The organism is Paucihalobacter sp., assembly GCF_036825875.1.
Classification (GTDB): domain Bacteria; phylum Bacteroidota; class Bacteroidia; order Flavobacteriales; family Flavobacteriaceae; genus Paucihalobacter.
Genome location: NZ_DAISXK010000018.1, coordinates 1 through 25,109, shown reverse-complemented (window position 1 = coordinate 25,109; position 25,109 = coordinate 1). Strand labels below are relative to the sequence as shown.

32 protein-coding genes are annotated in these 25,109 nt (G+C 35.0%); 21 read left to right on the top strand and 11 right to left on the bottom strand.

Translation table 11 applies throughout. The annotated features are described in order from the left end of the window. Nucleotide 1: 1 nt before the first annotated feature. The 3 genes from V7Z48_RS07055 to V7Z48_RS07045 form a co-directional block, all read right to left on the bottom strand. Entirely contained in the window at nucleotides 2-928 is a 927-nt protein-coding gene (locus tag V7Z48_RS07055) for an ABC transporter ATP-binding protein (protein ID WP_334112700.1), read from the bottom strand. Nucleotides 929-1,153: 225 nt separating this feature from the next. Further along, nucleotides 1,154-2,281, bottom strand: a complete 1,128-nt coding sequence (gene dnaJ, locus V7Z48_RS07050) for a molecular chaperone DnaJ (protein ID WP_334112699.1) — start codon at nucleotides 2,279-2,281, stop codon at nucleotides 1,154-1,156. A 111-nt stretch (nucleotides 2,282-2,392) separates the two neighbouring features. After that, nucleotides 2,393-2,926 carry a nucleotide exchange factor GrpE gene (locus tag V7Z48_RS07045; RefSeq protein WP_334112698.1) on the bottom strand — a complete coding sequence of 178 codons (534 nt, stop codon included), beginning with the start codon at nucleotides 2,924-2,926 and terminating at the stop codon, nucleotides 2,393-2,395. Between the two features lie 67 nt (nucleotides 2,927-2,993). Here V7Z48_RS07045 and V7Z48_RS07040 point away from each other — a divergent pair, with 67 nt between their 5' ends. Then, nucleotides 2,994-3,284, top strand: coding sequence for a DUF7672 family protein (locus tag V7Z48_RS07040; RefSeq protein WP_334112697.1), 291 nt, complete (start codon nucleotides 2,994-2,996; stop codon nucleotides 3,282-3,284). A 17-nt stretch (nucleotides 3,285-3,301) separates the two neighbouring features. Beyond that, the gene (locus tag V7Z48_RS07035; protein WP_334112696.1) at nucleotides 3,302-4,030 is read left to right on the top strand and encodes a nitroreductase family protein; all 729 of its coding nucleotides are present in this window, start codon (nucleotides 3,302-3,304) and stop codon (nucleotides 4,028-4,030) included. Here V7Z48_RS07035 and V7Z48_RS07030 read toward each other — a convergent pair. The 5 genes from V7Z48_RS07030 to V7Z48_RS07010 form a co-directional block, all read right to left on the bottom strand. After that, on the bottom strand, nucleotides 4,027-6,444 hold the full coding sequence (locus tag V7Z48_RS07030) for a protein-disulfide reductase DsbD family protein (protein ID WP_334112695.1): 2,418 nt from the start codon (nucleotides 6,442-6,444) through the stop codon (nucleotides 4,027-4,029). The genes V7Z48_RS07035 and V7Z48_RS07030 overlap by 4 nt on opposite strands. 115 nt (nucleotides 6,445-6,559) lie before the next feature. After that, a complete protein-coding gene (locus V7Z48_RS07025; protein WP_334112694.1) occupies nucleotides 6,560-6,961 on the bottom strand; it encodes a rhodanese-like domain-containing protein in 402 nt (133 codons plus the stop codon). Between the two features lie 12 nt (nucleotides 6,962-6,973). Then, on the bottom strand, nucleotides 6,974-7,288 hold the full coding sequence (locus tag V7Z48_RS07020; protein ID WP_334112693.1) for a rhodanese-like domain-containing protein: 315 nt from the start codon (nucleotides 7,286-7,288) through the stop codon (nucleotides 6,974-6,976). Between the two features lie 102 nt (nucleotides 7,289-7,390). Then, a complete protein-coding gene (locus V7Z48_RS07015; protein WP_334112692.1) occupies nucleotides 7,391-8,002 on the bottom strand; it encodes a thioredoxin family protein in 612 nt (203 codons plus the stop codon). Nucleotides 8,003-8,033: 31 nt separating this feature from the next. Further along, entirely contained in the window at nucleotides 8,034-8,540 is a 507-nt protein-coding gene (locus tag V7Z48_RS07010) for a TlpA family protein disulfide reductase (protein WP_334112691.1), read from the bottom strand. 164 nt (nucleotides 8,541-8,704) lie between these two features. Here V7Z48_RS07010 and V7Z48_RS07005 point away from each other — a divergent pair, with 164 nt between their 5' ends. From V7Z48_RS07005 to V7Z48_RS06915, 19 genes are all read left to right on the top strand, one after another. Then, on the top strand, nucleotides 8,705-9,157 hold the full coding sequence (locus V7Z48_RS07005; RefSeq protein WP_334112690.1) for a MarR family winged helix-turn-helix transcriptional regulator: 453 nt from the start codon (nucleotides 8,705-8,707) through the stop codon (nucleotides 9,155-9,157). A gap of 24 nt (nucleotides 9,158-9,181) precedes the next feature. Next, nucleotides 9,182-9,751: a YceI family protein gene (locus tag V7Z48_RS07000; protein ID WP_334112689.1), complete on the top strand. Its 570-nt coding sequence runs from the start codon at nucleotides 9,182-9,184 to the stop codon at nucleotides 9,749-9,751. Between the two features lie 320 nt (nucleotides 9,752-10,071). After that, a complete protein-coding gene (locus V7Z48_RS06995; RefSeq protein ID WP_334112688.1) occupies nucleotides 10,072-11,472 on the top strand; it encodes an anthranilate synthase component I family protein in 1,401 nt (466 codons plus the stop codon). 108 nt (nucleotides 11,473-11,580) lie between these two features. Continuing rightward, entirely contained in the window at nucleotides 11,581-12,144 is a 564-nt protein-coding gene (locus V7Z48_RS06990) for an anthranilate synthase component II (RefSeq protein ID WP_334112687.1), read from the top strand. A 14-nt stretch (nucleotides 12,145-12,158) separates the two neighbouring features. Continuing rightward, entirely contained in the window at nucleotides 12,159-13,154 is a 996-nt protein-coding gene (trpD, locus tag V7Z48_RS06985; RefSeq protein WP_334112686.1) for an anthranilate phosphoribosyltransferase, read from the top strand. Beyond that, entirely contained in the window at nucleotides 13,155-13,937 is a 783-nt protein-coding gene (trpC, locus tag V7Z48_RS06980) for an indole-3-glycerol phosphate synthase TrpC (protein WP_334112685.1), read from the top strand. 31 nt (nucleotides 13,938-13,968) lie between these two features. Beyond that, the gene (locus V7Z48_RS06975; protein ID WP_334112684.1) at nucleotides 13,969-14,679 is read left to right on the top strand and encodes a phosphoribosylanthranilate isomerase; all 711 of its coding nucleotides are present in this window, start codon (nucleotides 13,969-13,971) and stop codon (nucleotides 14,677-14,679) included. Next, entirely contained in the window at nucleotides 14,676-15,857 is a 1,182-nt protein-coding gene (trpB, locus tag V7Z48_RS06970; protein WP_334112683.1) for a tryptophan synthase subunit beta, read from the top strand. Before V7Z48_RS06975 ends, trpB begins: the two co-directional genes overlap by 4 nt. Nucleotides 15,858-15,887: 30 nt before the next feature. After that, nucleotides 15,888-16,652, top strand: coding sequence for a tryptophan synthase subunit alpha (gene trpA / locus V7Z48_RS06965; protein ID WP_334112682.1), 765 nt, complete (start codon nucleotides 15,888-15,890; stop codon nucleotides 16,650-16,652). A gap of 376 nt (nucleotides 16,653-17,028) precedes the next feature. Continuing rightward, nucleotides 17,029-17,460 carry a hypothetical protein gene (locus V7Z48_RS06960; RefSeq protein WP_334112681.1) on the top strand — a complete coding sequence of 144 codons (432 nt, stop codon included), beginning with the start codon at nucleotides 17,029-17,031 and terminating at the stop codon, nucleotides 17,458-17,460. A 296-nt stretch (nucleotides 17,461-17,756) separates the two neighbouring features. After that, entirely contained in the window at nucleotides 17,757-18,113 is a 357-nt protein-coding gene (locus tag V7Z48_RS06955; RefSeq protein ID WP_334112680.1) for a cupin domain-containing protein, read from the top strand. 62 nt (nucleotides 18,114-18,175) lie between these two features. Continuing rightward, a complete protein-coding gene (locus tag V7Z48_RS06950; protein WP_334112679.1) occupies nucleotides 18,176-18,736 on the top strand; it encodes a helix-turn-helix domain-containing protein in 561 nt (186 codons plus the stop codon). A gap of 135 nt (nucleotides 18,737-18,871) precedes the next feature. Beyond that, nucleotides 18,872-19,069: a hypothetical protein gene (locus V7Z48_RS06945; RefSeq protein ID WP_334112678.1), complete on the top strand. Its 198-nt coding sequence runs from the start codon at nucleotides 18,872-18,874 to the stop codon at nucleotides 19,067-19,069. Between the two features lie 101 nt (nucleotides 19,070-19,170). Then, nucleotides 19,171-19,326, top strand: coding sequence for a lmo0937 family membrane protein (locus V7Z48_RS06940; protein ID WP_334112677.1), 156 nt, complete (start codon nucleotides 19,171-19,173; stop codon nucleotides 19,324-19,326). Between the two features lie 46 nt (nucleotides 19,327-19,372). Then, nucleotides 19,373-19,660 (top strand): YtxH domain-containing protein, encoded by a 288-nt coding sequence (locus V7Z48_RS06935; RefSeq protein ID WP_334112676.1) that lies wholly within the window; start codon nucleotides 19,373-19,375, stop codon nucleotides 19,658-19,660. A 108-nt stretch (nucleotides 19,661-19,768) separates the two neighbouring features. Beyond that, a complete protein-coding gene (locus V7Z48_RS06930) occupies nucleotides 19,769-20,113 on the top strand; it encodes a phage holin family protein (RefSeq protein WP_334112675.1) in 345 nt (114 codons plus the stop codon). A gap of 11 nt (nucleotides 20,114-20,124) precedes the next feature. Further along, nucleotides 20,125-20,508, top strand: a complete 384-nt coding sequence (locus V7Z48_RS06925) for a hypothetical protein (RefSeq protein ID WP_334112674.1) — start codon at nucleotides 20,125-20,127, stop codon at nucleotides 20,506-20,508. A 176-nt stretch (nucleotides 20,509-20,684) separates the two neighbouring features. Beyond that, nucleotides 20,685-22,205, top strand: a complete 1,521-nt coding sequence (locus tag V7Z48_RS06920) for a carbon-nitrogen hydrolase family protein (RefSeq protein ID WP_334112673.1) — start codon at nucleotides 20,685-20,687, stop codon at nucleotides 22,203-22,205. Between the two features lie 114 nt (nucleotides 22,206-22,319). Further along, on the top strand, nucleotides 22,320-22,985 hold the full coding sequence (locus tag V7Z48_RS06915) for a hypothetical protein (RefSeq protein ID WP_334112672.1): 666 nt from the start codon (nucleotides 22,320-22,322) through the stop codon (nucleotides 22,983-22,985). A 134-nt stretch (nucleotides 22,986-23,119) separates the two neighbouring features. Here V7Z48_RS06915 and V7Z48_RS06910 read toward each other — a convergent pair whose 3' ends face one another. From V7Z48_RS06910 to V7Z48_RS06900, 3 genes are all read right to left on the bottom strand, one after another. After that, the gene (locus V7Z48_RS06910; protein ID WP_334112671.1) at nucleotides 23,120-23,341 is read right to left on the bottom strand and encodes a VF530 family protein; all 222 of its coding nucleotides are present in this window, start codon (nucleotides 23,339-23,341) and stop codon (nucleotides 23,120-23,122) included. A 3-nt stretch (nucleotides 23,342-23,344) separates the two neighbouring features. After that, nucleotides 23,345-24,643, bottom strand: coding sequence for a DEAD/DEAH box helicase (locus V7Z48_RS06905; protein ID WP_334112670.1), 1,299 nt, complete (start codon nucleotides 24,641-24,643; stop codon nucleotides 23,345-23,347). Nucleotides 24,644-24,975: 332 nt separating this feature from the next. Beyond that, a complete protein-coding gene (locus tag V7Z48_RS06900) occupies nucleotides 24,976-25,083 on the bottom strand; it encodes a fasciclin domain-containing protein (protein WP_334112722.1) in 108 nt (35 codons plus the stop codon). Between the last annotated feature and the right edge of the window lie 26 nt (nucleotides 25,084-25,109).

Below are 25,109 nucleotides of genomic sequence, written 5' to 3'. Positions count from 1 at the left end.
TTTAATTATTTTTTACAGTTTGAATAAAAATGTCGTTAGCCGAAGGGATCACTTCAACAAAATGGTGCACTTCTGCTTTACTAGTTAAAAAAGTCAGTAATTCGTTGGGCGATGATTGCGCGTTTAACCTAATGTTTAATTTTAAATCCTCATTTAGATTTTTAAAAGTTGCTGGAAGCACTTCAAAATGTTGTTCTATTTCGCGTATCACTTCAGATGCATTTGATGTTTGCAAGCCTACTTCGAAGGTATTGGTTTTAAAACTTCTTTTGATATCGGTTAATTTTCCATCTAACACTTTGTTAGATTTATGTATTAGTGCAATATGATCGCATAATTCTTCTACAGATTCCATTCGATGTGTTGAGAATATAACCGTTGCGCCTTCGTCACGCAGTTGTAAAATTTCATCTTTAATAAGATTGGCATTTATGGGATCGAAACCAGAAAATGGCTCATCAAATATCAATAATTTTGGACGGTGTAAAACAGTCACCACAAACTGAATTTTTTGAGCTTGTCCTTTACTTAATTCTTCAATTTTCTTATTCCACCAATCGGAAATATCTAACTTATCAAACCAATATTTAAGGCGTTCTTTGGCTTCCGATTTAGATAATCCTTTTAATTGTGCCAAATACAAAGCTTGTTCTCCTACCTTCATTGATTTGTACAAACCGCGCTCTTCCGGTAAGTAACCGATATCGCGTATGTGCATTGGACTTAAAGGTGCACCGTCTAAAAACACCTCACCAGTATCGGGCATCGTGATTTGATTGATAATTCTTATAAGCGTAGTTTTTCCAGCGCCATTTGGACCAAGAAGTCCAAAAATACTACCGTGAGGAACGGCAATTGAAACATTATTAAGTGCTGTAAATGTTCCAAATTTTTTAGACACATTGTTAGCAACCAAAAGATTGTCCATATATAAAGTTGAATTAATTGTAATATATAAGTCTTGTAAATATATTAATTGTTACTCACTTAACCTGACGAAAATTTAAAAGTTAATCAATTTAAAAAGTGCATAAAAACAAAACCCACCCTTACGTTAATAAGGATGGGAAAAAATTGCTATGAAAAAGAAAAATTACCACTAATTAAATTAGCGATAGTACAAATATACTATTTTTTAATAAATAAGAAGGTTTTAGGAAAACATATCTTTTACTTTTTCAAAAAAGGATTTATCGGTATTATCTGGCTTGGGTTGAAAATGCTCGTCATTTTGCATTTCTTCAAAAAATTCACGTTGTTTCTTGCTTAAGGTCTTTGGTGTCCAAACGTTTACATGAACCAATAAATCTCCCTTTCCGTAGCTATTGATACTACTGATGCCTTTACCTCTTAATCTCAAAATTTTTCCTGACTGCACACCTGGCTCAATTTTGATACGAACTTTACCTGAAACAGTGTCAATTTCTTTAGAGGTTCCTAAAATTGCATCGGGTAAACTTACATATAAATCGTGATGTAAATTATCGCCTTCGCGTTTTAAAGTTGGATGTTCATCCTCCTGAATAACCACTAATAAATCTCCTGCAATACCATTATTTCCTGGGGCGGCATTTCCTTTACCATTTACCTTGAGTTGCATTCCGTCAACAACACCTGCTGGAATTTTAACTGCAACTGTTTCTTCAGAAAAAACCAATCCTAATGCATCCGCATCTGCAGGTTTCTTGTCAATGGTTTGACCAGATCCACCGCAAGTTGTGCATGGCGAAGCAGTTTGCATCCGTCCCAAAATAGTATTGGTAATTCTTGTAATTTGACCTGTACCATTACAAGTTCCACAAGTTTTATAGGTAGTTCCTGGTGCTTGTATTTTGCGTTTAACCTTTAATTTTTTCTCAACACCATTGGCAATTTCTTCTAAAGTAAGCTTTACGCGTATTCTCAAATTACCGCCTTTGGTACGACGTTGTCCGCCTCCAAATCCACCGCCGAATCCAGAAAATCCACCACCGCCGCTAAAAGCGCCACCGAAAATATCGCCGAACTGGCTAAATATGTCATCCATATTCATACCGCCACCACTAAATCCACCTGCACCATCAAAAGCTGCATGACCATATTGATCGTAACGTGCTTTTTTGTCTGGATTGCTCAATACCTCATAAGCTTCGGCAGCCTTTTTGAACATAGCTTCAGCTTCGTGGTCATCAGGGTTTTTGTCTGGGTGATATTTTAGAGCCATTTTTCTGTATGCCCTTTTAATGGCAGTGGCATCCGCACTTTTATCGATTCCTAGAATTTTATAATAATCTTCCTTCATTTGTTTTTCTTATTCGTTTTATGTTTTAAGATTGGGATATCTAAATAAACATGTTCGATTTATTGATTTGGGAAATCGTTTAAATTTCTTACGAAAATTTTTAAATTTAATCTATTGACCAATCACTACTTTTGGAAAGCGGATTACCCTTTCGCCGAGTTTATAACCTTTTTCAACTACATCTACAATTTTACCTTTTAAATCTTCAGAAGGTGCAGGTATCTGGGTTATGGCTTCATGTATATCGGCATTAAAATCATCACCAGCGCTTAATTCAACGGGCTCTAAACCTTTTGTTTTAAGTGTATTGTTTAATTTATTCTTGATCAGTTCAACACCTTTAAGCAAGTCATTATCTCCCGTTTTGGAAATTTCGGCATAAGCACGGTCAAAATCATCTAACACTGGAAGCAAAGATTGAATAACATCTTGACCTGCAGTTTTGAACAACTCTAAACGTTCTTTATTAGTGCGCTTTTTATAATTTTCAAATTCAGCAAAAAGACGCATAAACTTGTCCTTTTCTTTGGCTAATTCTTCATTAAGCTTTGCTTCAATATCTATATTATTTGGCGCTTCTACTTCCTGTTGATTCTCTTCGGAAATTTTTGCTTTTTCTTCTTTTTTTGGCTTTGTTTTACCCATTTTTGATCGGTTTAAATCGTCTCGTTTTAATAGGCAAAAGTACTGCCAATATTAATATAATGTCAAAATGTCACAGCTATTTTTTTCAGCTGATTTTATTTGCTATCTTTTCACCATGCTTAAGCTGTACTTTATAGGTCTTGGTATTTTAATAGTCGCCATTATAGCGAACATAATTATTGGTAAAATTGGCTTAAAGTCTTGGTATGATTTTCTGGAATTATTGACAATTCAAGGTTGGGGTACTTTCAAAATTATCAATTTCTGGGATTATCTTTGGTTGTTTTTTGGATATCCGTTAATCCTGAGTTTAGGATATTTGGCTGGATTAAATTGCTACAAGTTTTTGTTTAATTAATAATGATATCTTTTTTTATGGAAAAATCAGTTTCTGATGCCATTGCTTACCGACGATCTACCAGAGTTTACAAATCTATTGATATTGACACCGAAAAAGTTAAGCAATGTATACAAAATGCAGCTTTGGCTCCTAACAGCAGCAACCTTCAGCTTTGGGAATTTTATCATGTAACCGATAGCGATAAGTTAAAGGCAATTTCAAAGGCTTGTTTTAATCAAAATGCAGCAAAAACTGCTAATCAAATGCTGGTCATTGTAACCCGCAAAGACCTTTGGAAACAACGGGCTAAAGCCAATATTTCATTTTTAGAAGCAGCGTTTGGCAAGACCGAATTAACAGAGAAACTTCAAAAAAGAAAACAGCAAGCCATAAATTATTACAAGAAAATAATTCCAACCATTTATTGGGATTTCTTAGGCATATTTGGATTTATTAAATACGTAATTTTCCAAATTATTGGATTGTTCCGCCCTATTTATCGCCAAACAAGATTAAGTGATATGCGCATCGTAGCGCATAAAAGTGCGGCCTTGGCTGCTGAAAATTTCATGCTGGGTATGGCTGCCATTGGTTATGACACTTGCCCAATGGAAGGTAGTGACACTTTAATGATAAAACGTATTTTAAATCTTCCCTTCGGAGCTGAAATCAATATGGTTATTGGGTGTGGCATTCGAGACGATGCGGGAATTTACGGGCCAAGATTTAGAGTGCCTTTTAAAGATGTTTACTTCAAAATTTAATTGTTTTTAAAATTTTCCAAACCAACTTTTAACCAATCTAAATAGGTTGACGCATTTGGTGTATAGGCCGTTGTTTCATTTAGCAATTCCATATCTGAATTTACCAACACATAAAACGGTTGCGAATTATTTTGAAAGTTGATAGTCTGCAAGGTTGCCCATTTGTCACCAATACTTTTGATGGTTTTCACTTTGCCATTTGCTTTTAAATAATCAAATTGCTCCTCTGGTTCTAGGTCGCGTCGGTCATCTATGTAAAGTGAAATAATAATGTATTCTTCATTTAGAATTTTGTAAACATCCGAGGTGCTCCAAACTTGCTCTTCCATTTTTCGGCAATTCACACAAGCCCATCCTGTAAAGTCAATCATAATTGGTTTGTTAGCTGCTTTGGCCACAGCTACGCCTTTGTCCAAATCTTTATAACATTCCAAACCTAATGGACAATCGGATTCTTTGTCGTAATAACTGTAAAATAATGGTGGCGGGAATCCACTTAATAATTCAAGATTTGCAGCTTTGGTATTACTCAAGCCAGGAATGAGATACACCACAAATGCCAAGGTTAAAATACCGACAGCCATACGACCTTTGCTTATTTTTTGTAAAGGTCCATCGTGTGGGAACTTTATTTTTCCAAATAAATATAAAACCAACCCTATACCTATCAAAATCCATAAACCGATAAAAAGTTCACGTTTTAGGAAGCCCCAATTTTCCACCAAATCGGCATTGGAAAGGAATTTTAGGGCAAGTGCTAATTCTATAAAACCTAATACTACCTTTACCGTATTTAACCATCCACCCGATTTTGGTAAGGAATTAAGCCATTTTGGGAACATAGCAAATAAGGTAAACGGTAATGCCAAGGCCAAACCAAAACCACTCATGCCTAAACTTAATTGTGTAGCACCACCATCGGCTGTTAATGAACTTCCCAAAAGTGAACCTAAAATTGGTCCCGTACAAGAAAATGAAACGATTGCAAGTGTAAGTGCCATGAAAAATATCCCAATTACGCCACCAACTTTGTTGGCTTTACTATCTAGGGCATTACTCCACGAAGCTGGTAAAGTTAATTCGTAATAGCCAAAAAATGAGAACGCAAAAACGAGAAAAATGACAAAGAAAATTATATTTAGAGTAACATTGGTTGAAATATTATTCAAAATTTCAGGATCTAAAGAATCTAATAAATGGAATGGCAAACTCAACAAAACATAAATCAGGAAAATAAAAAAGCCATACAGAACAGAATTCACAAGTCCTTTTTTAGGATCGGATGCGCTTTTGGTAAAAAATGAAACTGTTAGCGGAATCATTGGAAATACACAGGGCGTTAATAAAGCAATTAAACCACCGATAAAGCCAAAAACAAAAATCATAAAACCACTTTCTTGTTTGACGTCTTGTGGTTTAAAGGTATCCCAACCAGTAATATTTAAATTTAAGGCCTCGGAAAGCGCTTTGCTCCTGTCGTCGATATTAGCACTTCCAACTGCAGTGGCTACAAATCCTTCTTTTAAAGGTATGATAATAATATCATCGCCCGTTATGCATTTTTCATCATTACAAGTCATGTAAAATATTTCAACTGTAATACTTTCTAAATCTGAATTTAAAAGTGAAACCGACTGAACGAACTGGGCATCATTGCTAAAATATTTAACATTAACTGCAAACACGTCATCAAAAACGGGATCTGCATCTGGCTCTAACGTTTCTCCTTCTAGAACGTAATTAGTATCGGTATCTAGAAAGGTGAAGCCCGTTGGTAATGGACCCTCGGTAATATGTTGCGAATACAAGTGCCAAGCCTCTTCTATACTCGCATTCAATACAATGTTGTAACTATTTTCAGAAATTTTCTGGGCTGAAGCTGACCATTTAACAGGCTCTAAAATATTGTTTTGATTAAGATTATTACCGCCAAAAAGTGAATTGTTTTCGTTTGTAAGGGAAGTTTGATTTAAAATAAAAATCAATATTTCGGAGTCTGGAGGCAAACATCTTTCATCATCGCAAACCATAAATTCAACTTGGGCAGAAATTGATTCTAAGGCTGGATTGTTGATTTTGACGCGTTGTTTAAATTCAGCTTTGTTAGAAAAATAAGTGATGCGCATATTAAAAATAGGATCATCTATAGTTTCTCCTTCAGGCTCTTCCGTTTTACCGACAAGGGAGTATTCATTTTCAGTGTAAGTGAAATAGGTTGGAATAGGTCCGCCATCAGGCACATTTTGAGAATACAAATGCCAGCCTTTTTCAATCGTGGCTGATGAAATAAGGTAGTATTCGGTATCTGAAATTTTTTCTACTGAAGTCGTCCATTTTACTGGTTCTAAAATTTGGGCATTTAATGGACTAACAATAAAAATCAGGAATACTATAAATAGCTGAGGTAGTTTCATTTGTGATAACTTAAGGAGGCTTTCTGTTTTAATCAAAAATAGAACTTGCTATCTAAACAAGTTCTAAAGATTTCCTAAAATATGAAATAGTTTTAACTTGATGGCTTCTGTTTCACTAGGATTTAGTTTCTAAATCAAATCCCTCGTACTTCCAGCGTGAGATACCACCTTCTAATTCGTATATTTTTTTGAATCCCGCATCTTTTAATTTAGCAGAACATTTAGCGCTGGTACCACCGGAACCACAGTACAATAAAACCGGCTTATTTTTGTCTAGTTTTGAGACTTCTTCATCAAAATTGGGAGAATTAAAATCGATATTTTGTGAATTGGGTATCGATTCTATAGCGTGTGCTTCTGCTGACCTTACATCAACCATCTGAACGGATCTATCCTTTTGAAGCTCTTGCATTTCTTCCGGACTAACAAGTTGTATGTCGCCTTTTTGCTGGTTTAGACAACTGTTGAAGATGAGCATTGTCGAAAACAATAAAATGATTTGATTGATTTTTTGCATGATGATTTTATATTAGATTGATGATATCTCTCCTTGCCAATTCATAATACCGCCTAACAAATTATAAGCCTTGTTGAAACCAATCTGTTCCATGATGGTGCAAGCTTGGGCACTTCTGGCACCAGATCTGCAGTACACATAATACGTTTTTTCTTTATCCAAGGTTTCGAGTTCGTCAATAAAACCTTGACCATTGTGTATATCCATATGTATGGCATTTGGGATAATTCCTTGGTCTACTTCGTCTTGAGTCCTAACGTCTAAAATAACAGCATTATTGTTACTTTCTAATTGCTTTGCCCAATCTTCTTGTGATAAATCTGCCATAATAATTTCAAAATTTAAACAAAATTAAGGTTTTTTTTAACATTTAGGCGTAAAAAAACCCAAGACCTTACATCTTGGGCTTAGGTTTATCAACTATTTAGCTTATACTTTAATAGTACAACCAATAGCTCTTGTTTTAGTTTCCTTTATTTCTTTTCCTGCTAATAGTGCATCTATAGCATCTTCTACATATTTAACATTTACGGCTTTAGCATCTTGATAGTTATCATCTATCGCACCGATGTATCTTACTTCATTACCTTTTTGTGTTTTTTGTAATATATATACGTGTGGCGTTTTAGTTGCTCCATACTGAGGATAAATTTTTTGACCTTCATCCATTAAGTAAGGAAACGTAAAACCTTTGGCTTTTGCTCTGGCTCTCATATGATCCATATCATCTTCGGGTTTTACCGTAGTATTGTTTGGCATGATGGCTATAACTGGGTAACCTTTGGATGCGTACTTTTTATCTAAGGCTACAATTCTGTCTTCGTAAGCTACTGCATAAGGACAGGTGTTGCAAGTGAAAATCACAATAAATCCTTTGGCATCCTTGTAATCAGATAAAGACACCATACTACCATCAATATTTTCAAGATTAAAATTGGTTGCGATATCGCCGATATCATAACCTGGATTATTGCTCATACTCGTGAATGACAGTCCGGCCAAAATACCAATAACCATCAAAAAAGTTTTAATTGTTTTCATTTGTTATGTATTTAAGTTTAAAATTTTCTATTTATTTCTGGTTTAAAAATTGTTGCAACTCGTTTTGTAGTTCTCTCTCAGTAAATGATTTCTCGTAAAACTTGCGTTTTGTCTTGTTGTATATAATGGTGGCAGGAATGGCGCCAGACCAGCTTTCATCTACCTGGGGAATCCAAGTGTTCATATCCATATCGTTTAAGGCAATGACTCGAGATTGGATTTTCTTCGATACGATAAAAGGCTTCAACTTAGATTCAAATTGTTTTGGGAAATCTAAGCTTACTAAAATTACTTCTACTTGATTTGTATTATACGTTTTAGTGATGTCTTCAAAATAAGGTAATTCCTTGACACAAGGTGCACACCAAGTTGCCCAAAAATTGATGATGTATGTTTTGTCTTCGTTTTTATTTAAATAGGGTTTTAGTTCTTCAAAATCAACAATCGTTAATTCCTGCGGTTTATACTCCTGTGCTATCGTTTTCTGGTCGTTACAACCGTAAAAAACAAATAAGATTAAAAGAATTAAGTTTTTCATGAATACACAAAAGATTAGATCAGTAAGGGCTTTAATTTACAATTTATTATGGTTATAAAATTACAGTCTCCTTACCACTCTATTTAAAGTTTAACAAAAAATTATAGTCTCAATTATTTAAAGTCTTAAATATTTTAATACATTTGTATATACAATTGTTGTACATGAAAGAATTAGAAGATATACTAAAAACTAAAAAGATGATGCCGTTATCACGAAAAACGGTGTTAAACGTATTTCATTCTAATTCAATAATTAAAGAGAATTTATTAAATACATTAAAACCATATGATTTATCGATAGAACAATTTAATGTATTGCGAATTTTGAGAGGTCAACAAGGAAATCCAATCAATTTACAGGATATTCAAGACCGTATGATAAATAAAATGAGTAACACGACAAGATTGGTCGATAAATTGATAATTAAAAAATATGTTGAACGCTTTACTTGTGAAAAAAACCGAAGAAAAGTAGAAATTTTTATTACTGAAAATGGTTTTAACATTTTAAAAGAAATCGACCCTATCATCAATAATGCTGAAGAATTAATTACAGCATCCCTCAGTACAGAAGAATTAATTACTTTAAATAAATTATTAAACAAGTTAAAATAAATATTAAAATTAAAAACAATTATTATGAACAAGAACATTTTGAAAAGCGCCTTTGTAGCGGTATTAGCAGTAACATTTTTTTCATTCACTAACATGTTTGTGAAAGAAGTAAACGTAAAAGACAGTAAAATCGTTTGGAAAGGTTACAAAGTAACTGGAGATCACGAAGGCACTATTGGTTTAAAGTCTGGAACTTTAGTATTTGAAGGTGATAAACTAACCGGTGGTAATTTTACCATCGATATGTCATCAATTAACGTCACAGATTTAGAAGGAGATTCTAAAGGCAAATTAGAAGGACACTTAAAATCAGACGACTTTTTTGGTGTTACTACTTACCCAACAGCAAATTTTGTAATTACTGGTGTAAAAGGAACTGCTGGTAAATATATTGTTACAGGAGATTTAACTATCAAAAACAAAACAAATCCACTTACATTTAACATGACGGTTAAGGGAAATGAAGCTAACGCGACCTTAAAAGTAGATCGTTCTAAATTTGATGTAAGATACGGTTCACCAAGCTTTTTTAATAATTTACAAGACAAAGCTATCTATGATGAATTCGATTTAAACGTAACCTTAATGTTTTAATAGCATAAATGATTAATAGCATAAAACTTTAGCTTCAGATTCCTGCGCTTATGCAGGAATCTTTTTTTAAAATTTACTTTGAAAAACTAAAATTCGTTTTATCTTTGACTTTCTTAATTAAACAAATGAATTTAAAAACTAATAATACTTGGTGGTGGTCTTTGCGAAACAATCGTTCGTGAGGAACAGTGCTATGTAATATTTAATCATAAATATAAAGGCTTGTCAATCACGACAAGCCTTTTTTAATTTCAGTTCAATTGGGAATCTAAATAATTACGAAATACTTTCTAAGGTAGAAAGAATGAAAGCAAAATCAAATGAAAACATTTAGTCTTTATACACATCATAAACATATCTTGGCCGATACCATTACACCGGTAAGTATCTACCTAAAAATACGCGATAAATATCCAAATAGTATCCTGTTAGAAAGTAGCGATTACCATGCTAGCGACAATAGTTTTTCTTATATATGTTTCAATCCCATTGCCTCAATTCAGGTAAAAAATGATGTGATATTTCAAACCTATCCTGACAAGAGCACCAAAACATGTTACACTCGAAATGTTGATGTTGTTTCAGAAATTCACAAATTCACGCAACGTTTTAAGGTAAATTCAGACACCGAATTCAAATTTATCAACAATGGTATTTTTGGTTATACCGCTTACGATGCGGTTAAATATTTTGAAGACATTCACATCAGTAAAAAAGCCAATAGTATTGACATACCTGATATTTACTATGCCGTTTATCAGAATATAATCGCCATTAACCACTTCAAAAACGAAGCCTATATTTTCGCCCATTGTTTTGATACCGATCATAATTTAGAGGAAATTTTACAACTTATTCAATCTAAAAATTACGCCTCATACCAATTCGATACCCAAAGCGAAATCATCTCAAATCTCACAGATGAAGCCTATAAAGACAATGTGACGCTGGCAAAAAAACACTGCAATCGCGGTGATGTGTTTCAACTAGTATTGTCAAAAAAATTCTCGCAAAAATTTAAGGGCGATGAGTTTAATGTTTACCGAGCCTTACGAAGCATCAATCCTTCGCCCTATTTGTTCTATTTTGATTATGGCAATTTCAAAATATTCGGAAGCTCTCCAGAAGCACAATTAATTGTAAATAATGGCAATGCCGAAATTCATCCCATAGCAGGAACCTTTAAACGAACCGGCAACGACGAACAAGACGCGCAGTTAGCAAAGCAATTAGCAGCAGACGATAAAGAAAACAGCGAGCATGTGATGTTGGTAGATTTAGCGCGTAACGATTTAAGTCGTCACGGCTCCCAAGTTACCGTTAACACCTACCGAGAAGTTCAGTTTTTTTCGCATGTTATTCATTTGGTGAGTAAAGTAACGGCCAAAAAGCATAATGACAGTTCCACCATGCAGGTAGTGGCCGACACTTTTCCAGCAGGAACCTTAAGTGGCGCGCCAAAACACATGGCCATGCAACTTATTGAAAAATATGAAACCACGAGCAGAACCTATTACGGTGGCGCCATTGGTTTTATGGATTTCAACGGCAATTACAATCACGCGATTATGATAAGAACATTTCTCAGCAAAAACCATCAATTGCATTGGCAAGCTGGCGCTGGAATTGTTGCCAAATCTAATCCAGAAAACGAATTACAAGAAGTTTATAACAAACTAGGCGCATTAACCAAAGCTATTGAACTTGCAAAAAACATATAATATGGGCGTTACCACAAGGGTCGGGCTTTCCGCTATATCTTTTGCTTTAAGGCAAAAGGATGCCGCTGCAATCCCTAACGCAACAACAACCTTAACCCACAAAACAATATGAAGGTATTAGTTATAGATAATTACGACAGTTTCACCTATAATCTGGTGCATTACCTACAAGACTTTAATTGTCAGGTTACCGTAAAACGAAACGACCAACTCAGCCTAGATGAAGTAGAAGCCTTTGATAAAATCCTGCTTTCGCCCGGTCCAGGAATTCCAGACGAAGCTGGATTGTTAAAACCAATCATTGCGCGTTACGCCAGTACTAAAAGTATTTTAGGCGTTTGTTTAGGTCAACAAGCGATTGGCGAAGTTTTTGGTGGCACACTCAGCAATTTAGAAACCGTATATCACGGTGTTGCAACCAAAGTGCATATTACCGTATATGACGAACCGATGTTTAAAAATCTCGAAAAAACTATTGAAGTTGGACGTTACCACTCGTGGGTAGTCGATGCTAATTTACCAGAAGTTTTAGAAGCGACATCGTTTGATGAAAACGGACAAGTAATGTCACTACGACACAAAATCTTCGATGTAAAAGGTGTGCAGTACCATCCAGAATCGGTGTTAACGCCACAGGGTAAGCAAATTTTAAAAAACTGGGTTGAAAGTTAATTAAGACAAAGACAATGAAAGATTTATTAAACAGACTCGTCAACCAAGAGAGTATTTCATCTTCAGAAGCCAAACAAGTACTGGTAAACATTTCTAAAGGCGATTACAACCAAAGTCAAATTGCATCGTTTTTAACGGTGTACATGATGCGAAATATTACCCTTCAAGAATTAAAAGGCTTTAGAGATGCACTTTTAGAATTGTGTATTAGCGTCGATCTTTCGGACTATAATACCATAGATTTATGTGGTACTGGTGGAGACGGAAAAGATACGTTCAATATTTCAACCTTAGCCTCATTTGTAACTGCTGGCGCTGGAATTCTTGTCGCTAAACACGGCAATTACGGTGTTTCTTCGGCCTGTGGCTCTTCAAATGTAATGGAATATTTTGGTGTTAAATTCTCTAACGATGAAAGTTTTATCAAAAAAAGTATCGAACAAGCTGGAATTTGCATTTTACATGCACCGCTATTTCACCCAGCAATGAAAAACGTAGCACCCATAAGAAAAGATCTCGGCGTTAAAACATTCTTCAATATGTTGGGACCTATGGTAAATCCGTCATTTCCGCAAAATCAGATGGTTGGTGTATTCAACCTCGAATTGTTGCGCCTTTACGCCTATTTGTATCAAAACACTAATACCAATTACAGCATTGTTCACGCACTTGACGGCTACGATGAAATTTCGCTCACCTGCGATACAAAAATTGTAACCAACCACGAAGAGCATATGTTGTCTCCGGAAGATTTGGGACTTGAAATCCTAAACCAAAATAGTATTTCAGGTGGTAACACGATAAAAATGTCTGCAGCAATTTTTATGGATATCATTGAAGGTAATGGCACCGAAGCACAAAAAAACGTAGTTTGTGCCAATGCAGGATTGGCCATTGCGACTGTTAAAAAATGTTCGCACAAAGAAGGATTTGAATTGGCAAAAGAATCCTTAGTATCAGGAAAAGCCAAAAAAAGTTTAGAAACACTCATAAAAATCAGTCAAAATTAAATGACCATTTTAGACCGTATCATAAAGGATAAACAGCTTGAAATCGCCCTCAAAAAGCAACTCATTCCGATAAAACAACTCGAGCAATCGGTGTTATTTAATCGCGCTACTATCTCATTAAGGAATAATTTAAAGCAAAGCGCCACAGGTATTATTGCCGAATTTAAACGCCGATCACCGTCACGGGACGTTATTAACAATAATCCCAATGTTTTTGAGGTTGCCAAAGGCTATGAAGACGCTGAAGTTTCAGGCATGTCTGTTTTAACCGATGGCAAATATTTTGGTGGCAGCTTAGACGATTTATTATTGGCGCGGGCAAATTGTAACCTACCTTTATTGCGTAAAGAATTTATCATCGATAACTATCAAATAATTGAAGCCAAAGCCCACGGTGCGGATTTAATTTTGCTCATTGCCGCGGTATTATCTAAGGAAGAAATTGCACAGTTTTCTGCCTTGGCCAAAAGTTTAGAACTAGAAGTTTTGCTAGAAGTTCACAACCTAGAAGAATTACAGAAATCGATTATGCCAAGTATTGACATGATTGGCGTAAACAACCGAAATTTAAAAACCTTTGAGGTAAGTTTAGAAACCAGCAAACAGCTAAGCTCAGAAATCCCTGACGATTTCGTGAAAATATCCGAAAGTGGGATCAGCACGGTTGAGGCGATAAAAGAATTAAAACCATATGGTTATCAAGGTTTTTTAATTGGTGAAAATTTTATGAAAACGGATAACCCTGGCAAAAGCGCAAAAGAATTTATAAAAAGCCTGCTCTAACTCCTCTACAGTAAGAGAATGATTAACTCAAATGAAAAAAGAAAGAAACAAAAATAATGATAAACTTTTTCCCTCTGGGGAAAATGCCGATAGGCAAAAGGGGCAGAAGTTGAAAGTCTGCGGTATGAAATACCCCGATAATATACTTGAGATTGCAGCGTTGCAACCCGATTATATGGGCTTTATTTTTTATGAAAAATCATCCCGTTTCTTTAATGACAAACTACCAAATTTACCAGGCAGTATTAAAAAAGTTGGTGTTTTTGTAAATGCCTCGGCAGAAACCATTATCAAAAAATTAAGTGACTATCAATTACAGGCCATTCAGCTTCACGGTGAGGAATCGGTTGAATTTTGCAACGCACTTAAAACAAAAATTACGCAAACTTTTCCAAGTAAACATATAGAAATCATCAAAGTCTTTTCGGTAGGCGAACACTTTAATTTCGAGCAATTAAAAGCGTTCGAGCATTGCTGTGATTATTTTCTTTTCGATACCAAAGGCGCACTTCCTGGTGGCAATGGTTACACATTTGATTGGAATTTATTACGCGCCTATCCGTCTTCCAAACCCTACTTTTTAAGCGGTGGTATTGGATTAGAATCTATGCAAGCACTTGAAGATTTTAAACAAAACCCTATATCGAAATACTGTTATTCTATAGACGTAAACAGTAAATTTGAAAAAGAACCAGGATTGAAAAACAAAGAAAAATTAGAACAATTAAAAAAAATGCTATGAGTTACAATGTTAATGAAAAAGGCTATTACGGCGAATTTGGTGGCGCCTACATTCCAGAAATGCTCTACCCAAACATCGAAGAGTTACGCCAAAATTATTTAAAAATTACAGCAGAACCATCGTTTCAAGAAGAATTTCACGCGCTGTTAAAAGACTACGTTGGCCGCCCAACGCCTTTGTATTTCGCCAAGCGATTAAGCGAAAAATTTAACACCAAAATTTACCTCAAACGAGAAGACCTCAACCACACAGGAGCACATAAAGTAAACAATACAATTGGGCAAATTCTTTTAGCACAACGCTTAGGTAAAACCCGTATTATTGCCGAAACTGGCGCCGGACAACACGGTGTTGCCACTGCTACCGTCTGCGCACTAATGGGTATTGAATGCGTTGTATATATGGGCGAAGTTGATATTGCACGCCAAGCGCCGAATGTTGCCAGAATGAAAATGTTAGGCGCCAAAGTGGTACCAGCAAAATCGGGCAGTAAAACCTTAAAAGATGCCACTAACGAAGCCATGCGCGATTGGATTAACAATCCAGTAAACACACATTACATCGTTGGTTCGGTGGTTGGTCCGCATCCATATCCTGACATGGTGGCACGTTTTCAAGCAGTAGTTTCCGAAGAAATAAAATGGCAACTTCAAGAAAAAGAAGGCCGAAGCAATCCCGATTACGTCATGGCCTGTGTTGGCGGTGGCAGTAACGCCGCAGGTGCTTTTTACCATTATCTTGAGGATGAAAATGTAAAACTAATTGCGGTTGAGGCGGCTGGAAAAGGTGTGCATTCGGGTGAAAGTGCTGCAACCTCTATTTTAGGTCGTGAAGGCATTATTCACGGTAGTAAAACTTTATTGATGCAAACCAATGACGGACAAATAACGGAACCTTATTCTATTTCGGCTGGTTTAGATTACCCGGGCGTTGGACCCATGCACGCCCATTTGTATAAAACTGGAAGAGCCGAATTTATAGCCATTACCGATGATGACGCCATGACCTCAGGTTTAGAATTAAGTCAGCTAGAAGGCATTATTCCAGCTATAGAAACCTCACATGCCTTGGCGGTATTCAATTACAAAACCTTTAGACCAGAAGATATTATAGTGATTAATCTTTCCGGACGTGGCGACAAAGATTTAGATACCTATATTAAATATTTCAAATTATAAATTCATTATTTGTTTTAAACATCCATTACGATGAACAGAATTACCGAAAAACTAAAAGCTCCTGAAAAATTGCTTTCTATATATTTTACTGCCGGCTATCCAAAACTGGATGATACAGTTGGTATTATCCAATCTTTAGAAAACAGCGGTGTTGACATGATAGAAATTGGTTTACCTTTTAGCGATCCATTGGCTGACGGACCAACCATTCAGGATAGTTCTACGGCGGCTCTAAAAAACGGTATGTCTAGTGAACTGTTGTTTAATCAACTTAAAAATATTCGCGAAACCGTGAGAATCCCCTTAATTATTATGGGATATTTCAATCCCATTTTACAATTTGGTGTAGAAGCATTTTGCCAAAAATGTCAAGAAGTTGGTATAGATGGTTTGATTGTACCTGATTTACCAGCAGATGTCTATAATGATTCCTATAAGGAAATTTTTCAAAAACATGGTTTAATTAATATCTTCTTAATTACACCACAAACTTCAGATGAGCGCATTCGTTTTATCGATGGCATTTCAGAAGGTTTTATTTATATGGTAAGCAGCGCGAGCGTTACGGGTCGCCAAACTGGCTTCGGAACAGAACAAGAAGCGTATTTCAAGCGCATTCATGCTATGCAACTCAACAATCCTCAGATTGTGGGTTTTGGTATTAAGGACAAAGAAACGTTTAACCAAGCTACACAATACGCTAAAGGCGCTATTATTGGCAGTGCTTTTATAAAGCACCTCACAGAACATAAGGCCGGCGCTATTGAAAGCTTTGTCTCTACAATATTGAAATAGCCAAATTCCAAAGCATTGTCAAACTTAAACTTCGACAGCACTTTACATATTTATTTAATCAAAACTGTTTTAAATAACTGATATTTAGATGCTTTTAATTTGTCATCCTGCGTAATATGTAAAATATGTAATCTAACTTCAAGTTTTTGTAACATTATACAAGAGTAACCGCAGTAAATTTGCTTAAGTTTTTTAGAGTATCATTAATTTTATTAGGATTCTAATTTTTCAAATGGAAAGGGGACTATTTAGCTTACAAAGTTAGTAGAACATTTGATCAATTAAAAAAAGTACAGGGATCTCAAAACCTGTACTTTTTACTTCCTAATATAAATCTGAACTTTTTTAAATCAAAACGAACCTAAACATAAACATAATGAAACATCTACTTATTTACACAACAAGTTTTCTAATGATTGCTGCATTTTTATTGAGTTGTAAATCCAACGACAGTAAAGTTGATGATACAAATGATGTCTACGAAAACACTTCATCACAACTAAATGAGGAGCAACGCAAAATGAACGAAGAGTATCAAGACTTTAAGAAGGATGCTATGGAGGAAATAAAAAAAAATAACGAAAATATAGAGAAATTACAGAACAAAATCAACGAACCTGGTAAAACCTTAGATGAAGCCAGAGGTCGTCGTGTGGCTGACTTAAGAGAGCAAAATGCTGAATTACGCGCGCGTCTCAACAACTATTCATTAAATACTAGTGATTGGCAAAGTTTTAAAACCAAATTTAACGCTGATTTAAATAATGTAGGTCAATCGTTTCAAGATCTATTTTCCGATAATAATTAAAGCACCCAAAATCGTTTTATTATCAACATTTAAAAAGCAATCTTAAGCCATTAGATTGCTTTTTTTTTATATTATTACTAAAATACGCTACTTATTTATACTTAAATGTAACACATTATCCAATTTTTAGCCCCACCTTTACGTAGGTTGATCATAAATAAGTACTAAATGGGCAAAAGTTCTAAAATTTGTTTTAATCATAAAATCGCACATTGTTTTGGCACTATATGCATCAACATAAAAAAACCTATAACTGAGTAGTGCTCATTTAACCTTATAAGCAATTTAAAACAAAGATGAAAGATTCAACAACAAATATAGAATTAGAAAAAGCAAAGTCGCACATAATCATTGAAATCATTGAGTATTTGCCTAATGCTGTAGTGAGTAAAACTATCATAAAAAAAATAACAGGAAATATTACAGCAACATCATTTGATGCTGGAGAAGAACTTGAAGAAAAACTACTGCCCTTTGATACCTACATACAGATAATAGATGGCGCTGCCTCTTTAAACATGAATAAAAAAGACTTCAACCTAGCAAAAGGCGAAGGAATCATTATACCAGCACACACTAGACATCATTTTTCTGCTAAAGAGCAATTTAAAATGATATCTACAGTGATTAAAAGTGGTTACGAAGATTTATAGATCTTTTTAATTATTTAGGTGACACGCATGACGTATTTAATTTAAACCAAACCACAAGAACTATGAAGCTTTACATAAAATATATGGTAAGTCTTCGTTGTAAAATGGTAGTCAAGGATGAACTTAAAAAGTTAGGCATTCCTTATACCTCGGTGGAATTAGGCACTGTAGAATTACTTTCGAGTATAACTGACAGCCAACGTGAGAAGTTAAAACAAAATCTCGCAGTCTCTGGCTTAGAGTTATTAGATGATAAGAAAAATATTCTAATAGAAAAAATAAAAGGAGTCATCGTAGAGATGATTCACTATTCAGAAGAATTACCCAAAGTAAACTATTCCGATTATATCAGCGAAAAACTCAATTTAGATTATACATATTTGTCAAATTGCTTTTCGGATGTAAAAGGAATTACCATTCAACAATACATTATACTTCATAAAATTGAAAAAGTAAAAGAATTATTACTTTACGACGAATTAAACCTTACTGAGATTTCCTATAAACTCAATTATAGTAGCGTTGCTCATTTATCAAATCAATTTAAAAAAATCACTGGTTTAACGCCTACTTACTTCAAAAAATTAAAAGCGAAGAGAAAGCAAAACCTTGAAAATCTGTGAATTTTGTAATTTAATCATACTTCTTTATAATAATTCCCTCCTTAATAAGTGCCATCTTTGTATAACAAATAACAGTGAATCTGCACATCACAGATGATTGGTTTCAAATCTTATTAACCTAAAAAAATTAATCCAATGAGCACAAAAGAAGGCAACAAAAAAGAAGCACAAAACGATTCAAAACAAAATTCAAAAGTTGGTAACACAGGAACCAATAAGCACGCCTCAGTCTCGCGAAAAAGCGATGTAAAAGATAAACAAACCAAAAGAAACGGAAAAGAAAAGGTTGACAATAAAACTGTTCTTTCTGATCTTAACAAAAAAAATAATTAGTTGGTGGTTGGATAAGAAGAGTGGTGTCCCTCAAAAACACACTGCTCTTCTTTATTCTAATAACTAGGTAAACAACAAATAATTAATAAAACACATAAAAAATGGGAAATTTATTATACACAATTGCAGTTATTTTACTAATAATTTGGGCAGTTAGTTTTTTTGCCTTTAACGTTGGAAATATTATTCATATACTGCTAGTAATTGCCGTAATAGCTATTATTTTTCGATTAATCCAAGGTAAAAAAGTACTCTAAAAATCTACCAAAAAAAACAATTAAATAATCTACTTAAAATAAAAAAATGGAAAATTCAAATAGTTCAGGCAAGATAATTGGCGCGTTAATGATAGGCACTTTAGTTGGTGCAGCTATAGGAGTGTTATTTGCACCGAGTAAAGGGAGCAAGACAAGACACAACATTGCAAATGGAGCTAAAGACCTTGCAAATAGCGCCAAAAATCTTGCTAACGATGTAAAACACAAAGTAAGTGATGGATATGATGACTTAGTACATAAAGCTGAAAAAGCTTCCCGACATGTCGAAGAAAAAGCCAATGCAATGTCAAATCCGAATAAACACAATTTATAAAACGTAATTTTTAAACGTTATATCGAGTAACTTAACCTAAGTATTGGCAATAAGCCGGAAAGCCAAAAACTTTTCGGCTTATTTTTTTAATAGCAAACAATAATCAAAATGACTGGTACCACAAAATTAGAATCATTAACAGACGATTTTAAATCTTATCTACAAACTTCAAAAGAACTATTACAGCTTCAAATAACCGAGCGCATCGCTGTTACAAGCGCGCGAATAATTCAGTACCTCATTATAGGTATAGCCGTTTTGTTTATACTTCTTTTTTTGAGTGTCAGCTTGGGTATCTATTTATCCTATGTTTTTGAAAGCTACCTGTACGGCTTTTTAAGCGTAACCGGTATCTATATTATTATCACGGGGATTTTAATAATTGCCAATAAAGCATTAATTCTAAAACCAATAATTAATAGTATAGTTTTCAAAATATCTAACAACACATAAATTTCATTAACATGGCTCAAACAAAACTATCTCACCATGACACGCTACTTCAAAATATTGCGCAACTCAAAATTGATAAGCAAGAAAAAGAGGTGCTTTTAAGGCAATCATTTACTGATGTAGTAGATTCTTTAAATCCATTTAAAATTGCCAAAGATTCGCTAAATCATTTTGTGAATGATGACGAAGTAAAATCTAATTTAGCTTCAGGTGGTATTAAACTCGGCTATACACTTTTAAGCAACAAACTATTGGGTAAATACAATAGTATTAAAGGCTTTGTTGGTGCCATTATTTCCGAAAATGTGTTTGAAGGACTTATCAAAAATAATACGCCTGGAATTATTTTAGCGTTTGATAGATTCTTCTTTCCGAAATCAAGACCTAAATATTGAGTATATAATGCTTAATATCTATTTCTTTAAAATTGCTGTTCTGAGTAAAATTTATCAAACCTGAATAAATTACCAAACCAATTTTCTAAATTTTATTAAGTAATTATTAAATTCTTGCTCACTTATTTTAATTGGCTTATCTTGGAGTTATTTCAAAATCCTTATTAAATATATACATGCAAGAAATCGAAAATATCGAGTTAGAATATCTTAAAATTGAAGATTACAACGAATTTAAACAAGCTATGGTTGCTTCTTATCCCAATATGCCAGAGGCTTATTGGAAAGAACCACAAATTGAAAAATTAATCACCAACTTTCCCGACGGTCAAGTAGTTATAAAAGTTAACAACCAAATCGCAGGCTGTGCGCTGTCTATTTTGGTAGATTACAACCAGTTTGACGACCATCATACCTACAAAGATATTACCGGAAACTATACCTTTAGCACACACCGACCCGATGGCGACGTAATGTACGGCATTGATGTGTTTATCCGTCCCGAATATCGCGGTTTACGACTAGGCCGTCGTTTATATGATTATCGTAAAGAATTATGCGAGCGCCTCAATTTACGTGGCGTTGCTTTTGGAGGTCGCATACCAAATTATCACAAATTCTCAAACACACTTAGTCCGAAGGAATATATCGATAAAGTGAAACATCAGGAAATTCACGATCCGGTATTAAATTTCCAGATGTCGAATGATTTTCACCCAACCCGAATTTTAAAAGGTTATTTAGAAGGCGATACATCTTCCGAAGAATATGCTGTATTGCTGGAATGGGATAATATTTATTACGAAAAACCTGATAAAAAAGCGACCACTATTAAAAAAATCGTCCGTTTAGGATTGATTCAGTGGCAAATGCGTTTATACAAAAATCTAGACGACTTAATGCAACAAGCCGAATTTTTTGTTGATGCAGTTTCAGGTTACCGAAGTGATTTCGCGTTATTCCCTGAGTTTTTCAACGCACCGTTGATGGCTGATAATAACCATTTAGGCGAAGCTGCTGCCATTAGAGAATTAGCAAAGCATACTTCTGAAATCGTGCAGCGTTTTTCAAAATTGGCGATTTCGTATAATATCAATATTATAACTGGGAGTATGCCAGAAATCGTTAATGACCGACTTTACAATGTCGGATACCTATGCAGAAGAGATGGCAGTATGGAACGCTACGAAAAATTACACGTCACTCCAGATGAAGCCAAGGTTTGGGGTATGACAGGTGGAACGCAATTAAAAGCTTATGATACAGATTGTGGTAAAATTGGTATTTTAATTTGTTACGATTCTGAGTTTCCAGAATTAAGCAGATTACTAGCCGATGAAGGCATGGATATTCTGTTTGTGCCATTCTTAACGGATACCCAAAACGGCTTTTCACGCGTAAGACATTGTGCTCAGGCCCGTGCTATTGAAAACGAATGTTACGTGGCAATTGCCGGAAGTGTTGGAAACTTACCTAAAGTACACAACATGGATATTCAGTATGCGCAATCAATGGTGTTTACACCTTGTGATTTCGCTTTCCCGTCAAACGGAGTAAAGGCCGAAGCCACTCAAAATACCGAAATGATTTTAATTGCCGATGTAGATTTAGATTTACTGCGCGAATTGAACCAATTTGGAAGCGTTCGAAATTTAAAAGACAGACGTAAAGATTTGTTTGAATTGCGAAAAAAATAATTATTACAGTTTATGAGTTTATGCGTTAAGTGCTGAAAATGTTGTAAATACAACTTTTTTATTGACAGCAATAAGTAAACTCATAAACTATTTAATTTATAAATTACTTAACCTATGAAATACCATATAATTATTAACAGTGTCAAAACTGTTGAACAACTTCACAATGCTTGGACTAATGACGATTACATCGCTTTGTTAGACCGTTTTGGATTTCCAGATGCTGCCAATTCGAAACCTAGTGAGCTTAAAGAATTACTCACCATGGCGATTACCGATTTTGAACCCAGTGAAGCTGCGGCTATTGTACTAGATTATAAATTATCTGAAGAATTAGGTGAAGGACAAATTGACCAAATTTCACATGACATGTTGATAGATAAAGTATCTGAAGAGTACAGTGATATTTCCTTGCACCATCAATTGTTTAATATCAATCAGTTGTTGTACCAAGCCTATAACGGCACATTTTTTAACACCAAAGCCACGACGGTAGAATTTCAAATCACACCTAACGAAGATGTGACCAAAGAAAACGTACTGAAAGCCTTGGACAAAACCCTCGCAAAAAATAGTATCATTAAACGTTTGTATGCCGATCATTTAGCCGGCAAAGAAGCCTTTGATGACGCCGAGAGCATTATTTGGAACTTAGAACCAAAAGGCGATTATAGCTATGTGATGACCACTTCTGAATATTGGATGAGTAGAGATGAGTTTACTGAGGCAGAATATGATGTGGAAGTTATTCCTTTTGAGTCGGATGAAGAATCTGATTAACACCAGTTTTTCTTTATATTTAAGCCTATCATGATATACCTATGATAAACACAATAAACTAAACAAAAAGATTTTTCGCAATTTTTTAATATTGATACCAAGGAGTTAGAGCGTAAATACTGAAAATTAAATTTTCAGTATTTACGCTTCAACATTTTAATATACAACTGCTCCACCTTAGATCGTGCCCAAGGCGTTTTTCTTAAAAAAGTTAAGCTAGATTTTATACTTGGGTTGCTTTTAAAACAATTAATCCGGATGGTCTCACCCAAATACTCCCAACCAAAATGAGTCACCAATTCGTTTAGAATGGCTTCTAAAGTTTTACCATGCAAGGGATCGTTAGAGTGTTGCATAAGCTAATTTAACTCGTCAGATCGTCGATTGCTATTGCGACTTGGTCTGCGTTGGTTGTTTCTATTGCCAGAACCAGCAGTTTTCGCATTTCTGTCGCCTGTTGACCTAGCCGCTCTTGGCCGTGAGCGCTGCTGGCGCTGCGGTTTTTCAATTTCGGTTGGCGCGTTCGGATCTGGTAAAAATCCTGAGATAACATCACTCGGAATTCTTAATCCAACTAATTTTTCAATATCTCTTAGGTATGTTTTTTCGTCAGCACTTACCAGGGAAATGGCGATACCGCTTGCACCAGCTCGGCCAGTACGACCTATACGATGCACATAATCTTCTGAAATATTTGGCAATTCAAAATTAACTACATGTGGCAATAACGGTATGTCTAATCCACGTGCAGCAATATCTGTTGCTACCAAAACTCTAATAGTACCTTTTTTAAATCCTTCTAAGGCCTTCGTTCGTGCACCTTGACTTTTATTACCATGAATGGCTAAAGCGGAAATATTACTGCTTAACAATTTTTTGGTGAGTTTGTTTGCGCCGTGTTTGGTACGGGTAAAAACTAAAACTTGCTCCCAATTACCTTCCGAAATTAACTTTACCAGTACATCGGACTTCGCGCCTTTGTCAACGTGGTACACCTGCTGGTTAATTTTATCTACAGTGGTATTTTCTGGGGTAGCCTCAACCAACACTGGGTGATTTAAAATAGAGTTAGCTAGCGATTTGATATCCTTTGAAAACGTAGCCGAAAACAATAAATTTTGTCGCTTGGCCGGCATTAAAGCCATAATTTTTTTTATATCTCTCAAAAAACCCATGTCGAGCATACGATCGGCTTCATCTAAAACAAGTATTTCGATATTGTTTAATGACAGTAACCGTTGATTGTGTAAATCTAATAATCTACCTGGCGTGGCAATGAGCACATCAACACCTTGTCGCAAGGTTGATACTTGTGATTTTTGATTCACTCCGCCGAAAATAACCGCACTTTTGATATCTACATAAGCGCTATAATCTCTTACATTTTCATAAACTTGAGCCGCTAGCTCTCGCGTTGGCGTGAGCACTAAAGCTCTAACTGGACGATTGCGTAAAACAGGCTGTTGTGATAATATTTGTAGCATTGGCAAGGTAAATCCTGCCGTTTTTCCAGTACCTGTTTGCGCAGATGCTAAAACGTCTTTACGTTCTAAAATTAAAGGAATTGCTTTTTGTTGAATGGGTGATGGTTGCGTATAACCTTGAGCACTGACCGCTTTTAATAGGGCGTCAGACAAACCTAATGAATTAAATGACATATAATTTGTTTATAAAATGACTGAACAAATAGTGGTGTCATTTTTATATTAGTTGCAAAGGTAAGGCTATTGTAGACTAAATCTGTCATCACTGATACTATTTCTTATTTACTGTCTTTAAACTTACAAATTACGCATCTGCAATTTATATTTGAAATTATACCAATTAAGCCTTGTGTTTCAAGTTCTATAAAAAAAGCACCTGCCATTTGGCAAGTGCTTTCCTCCTTTTCATAGCAATTTTCTTTCGGCATGTCTATTATTCCCTTTTTCAGAGCAGCAAGATTGAAATTATCTAGCCACTCAATCAAATAATAAACAAGAATTGAAAATTACTTTGGCATCACAACGCTATTAATCACGTGAATCACGCCGTTACTTCCCATAACATCAGTAGCAACGATTTCGCTGTAATTCCCATTTTGGTCTTGTAACCAAATTTTACCATCTTTTTGTAAAACGGTTA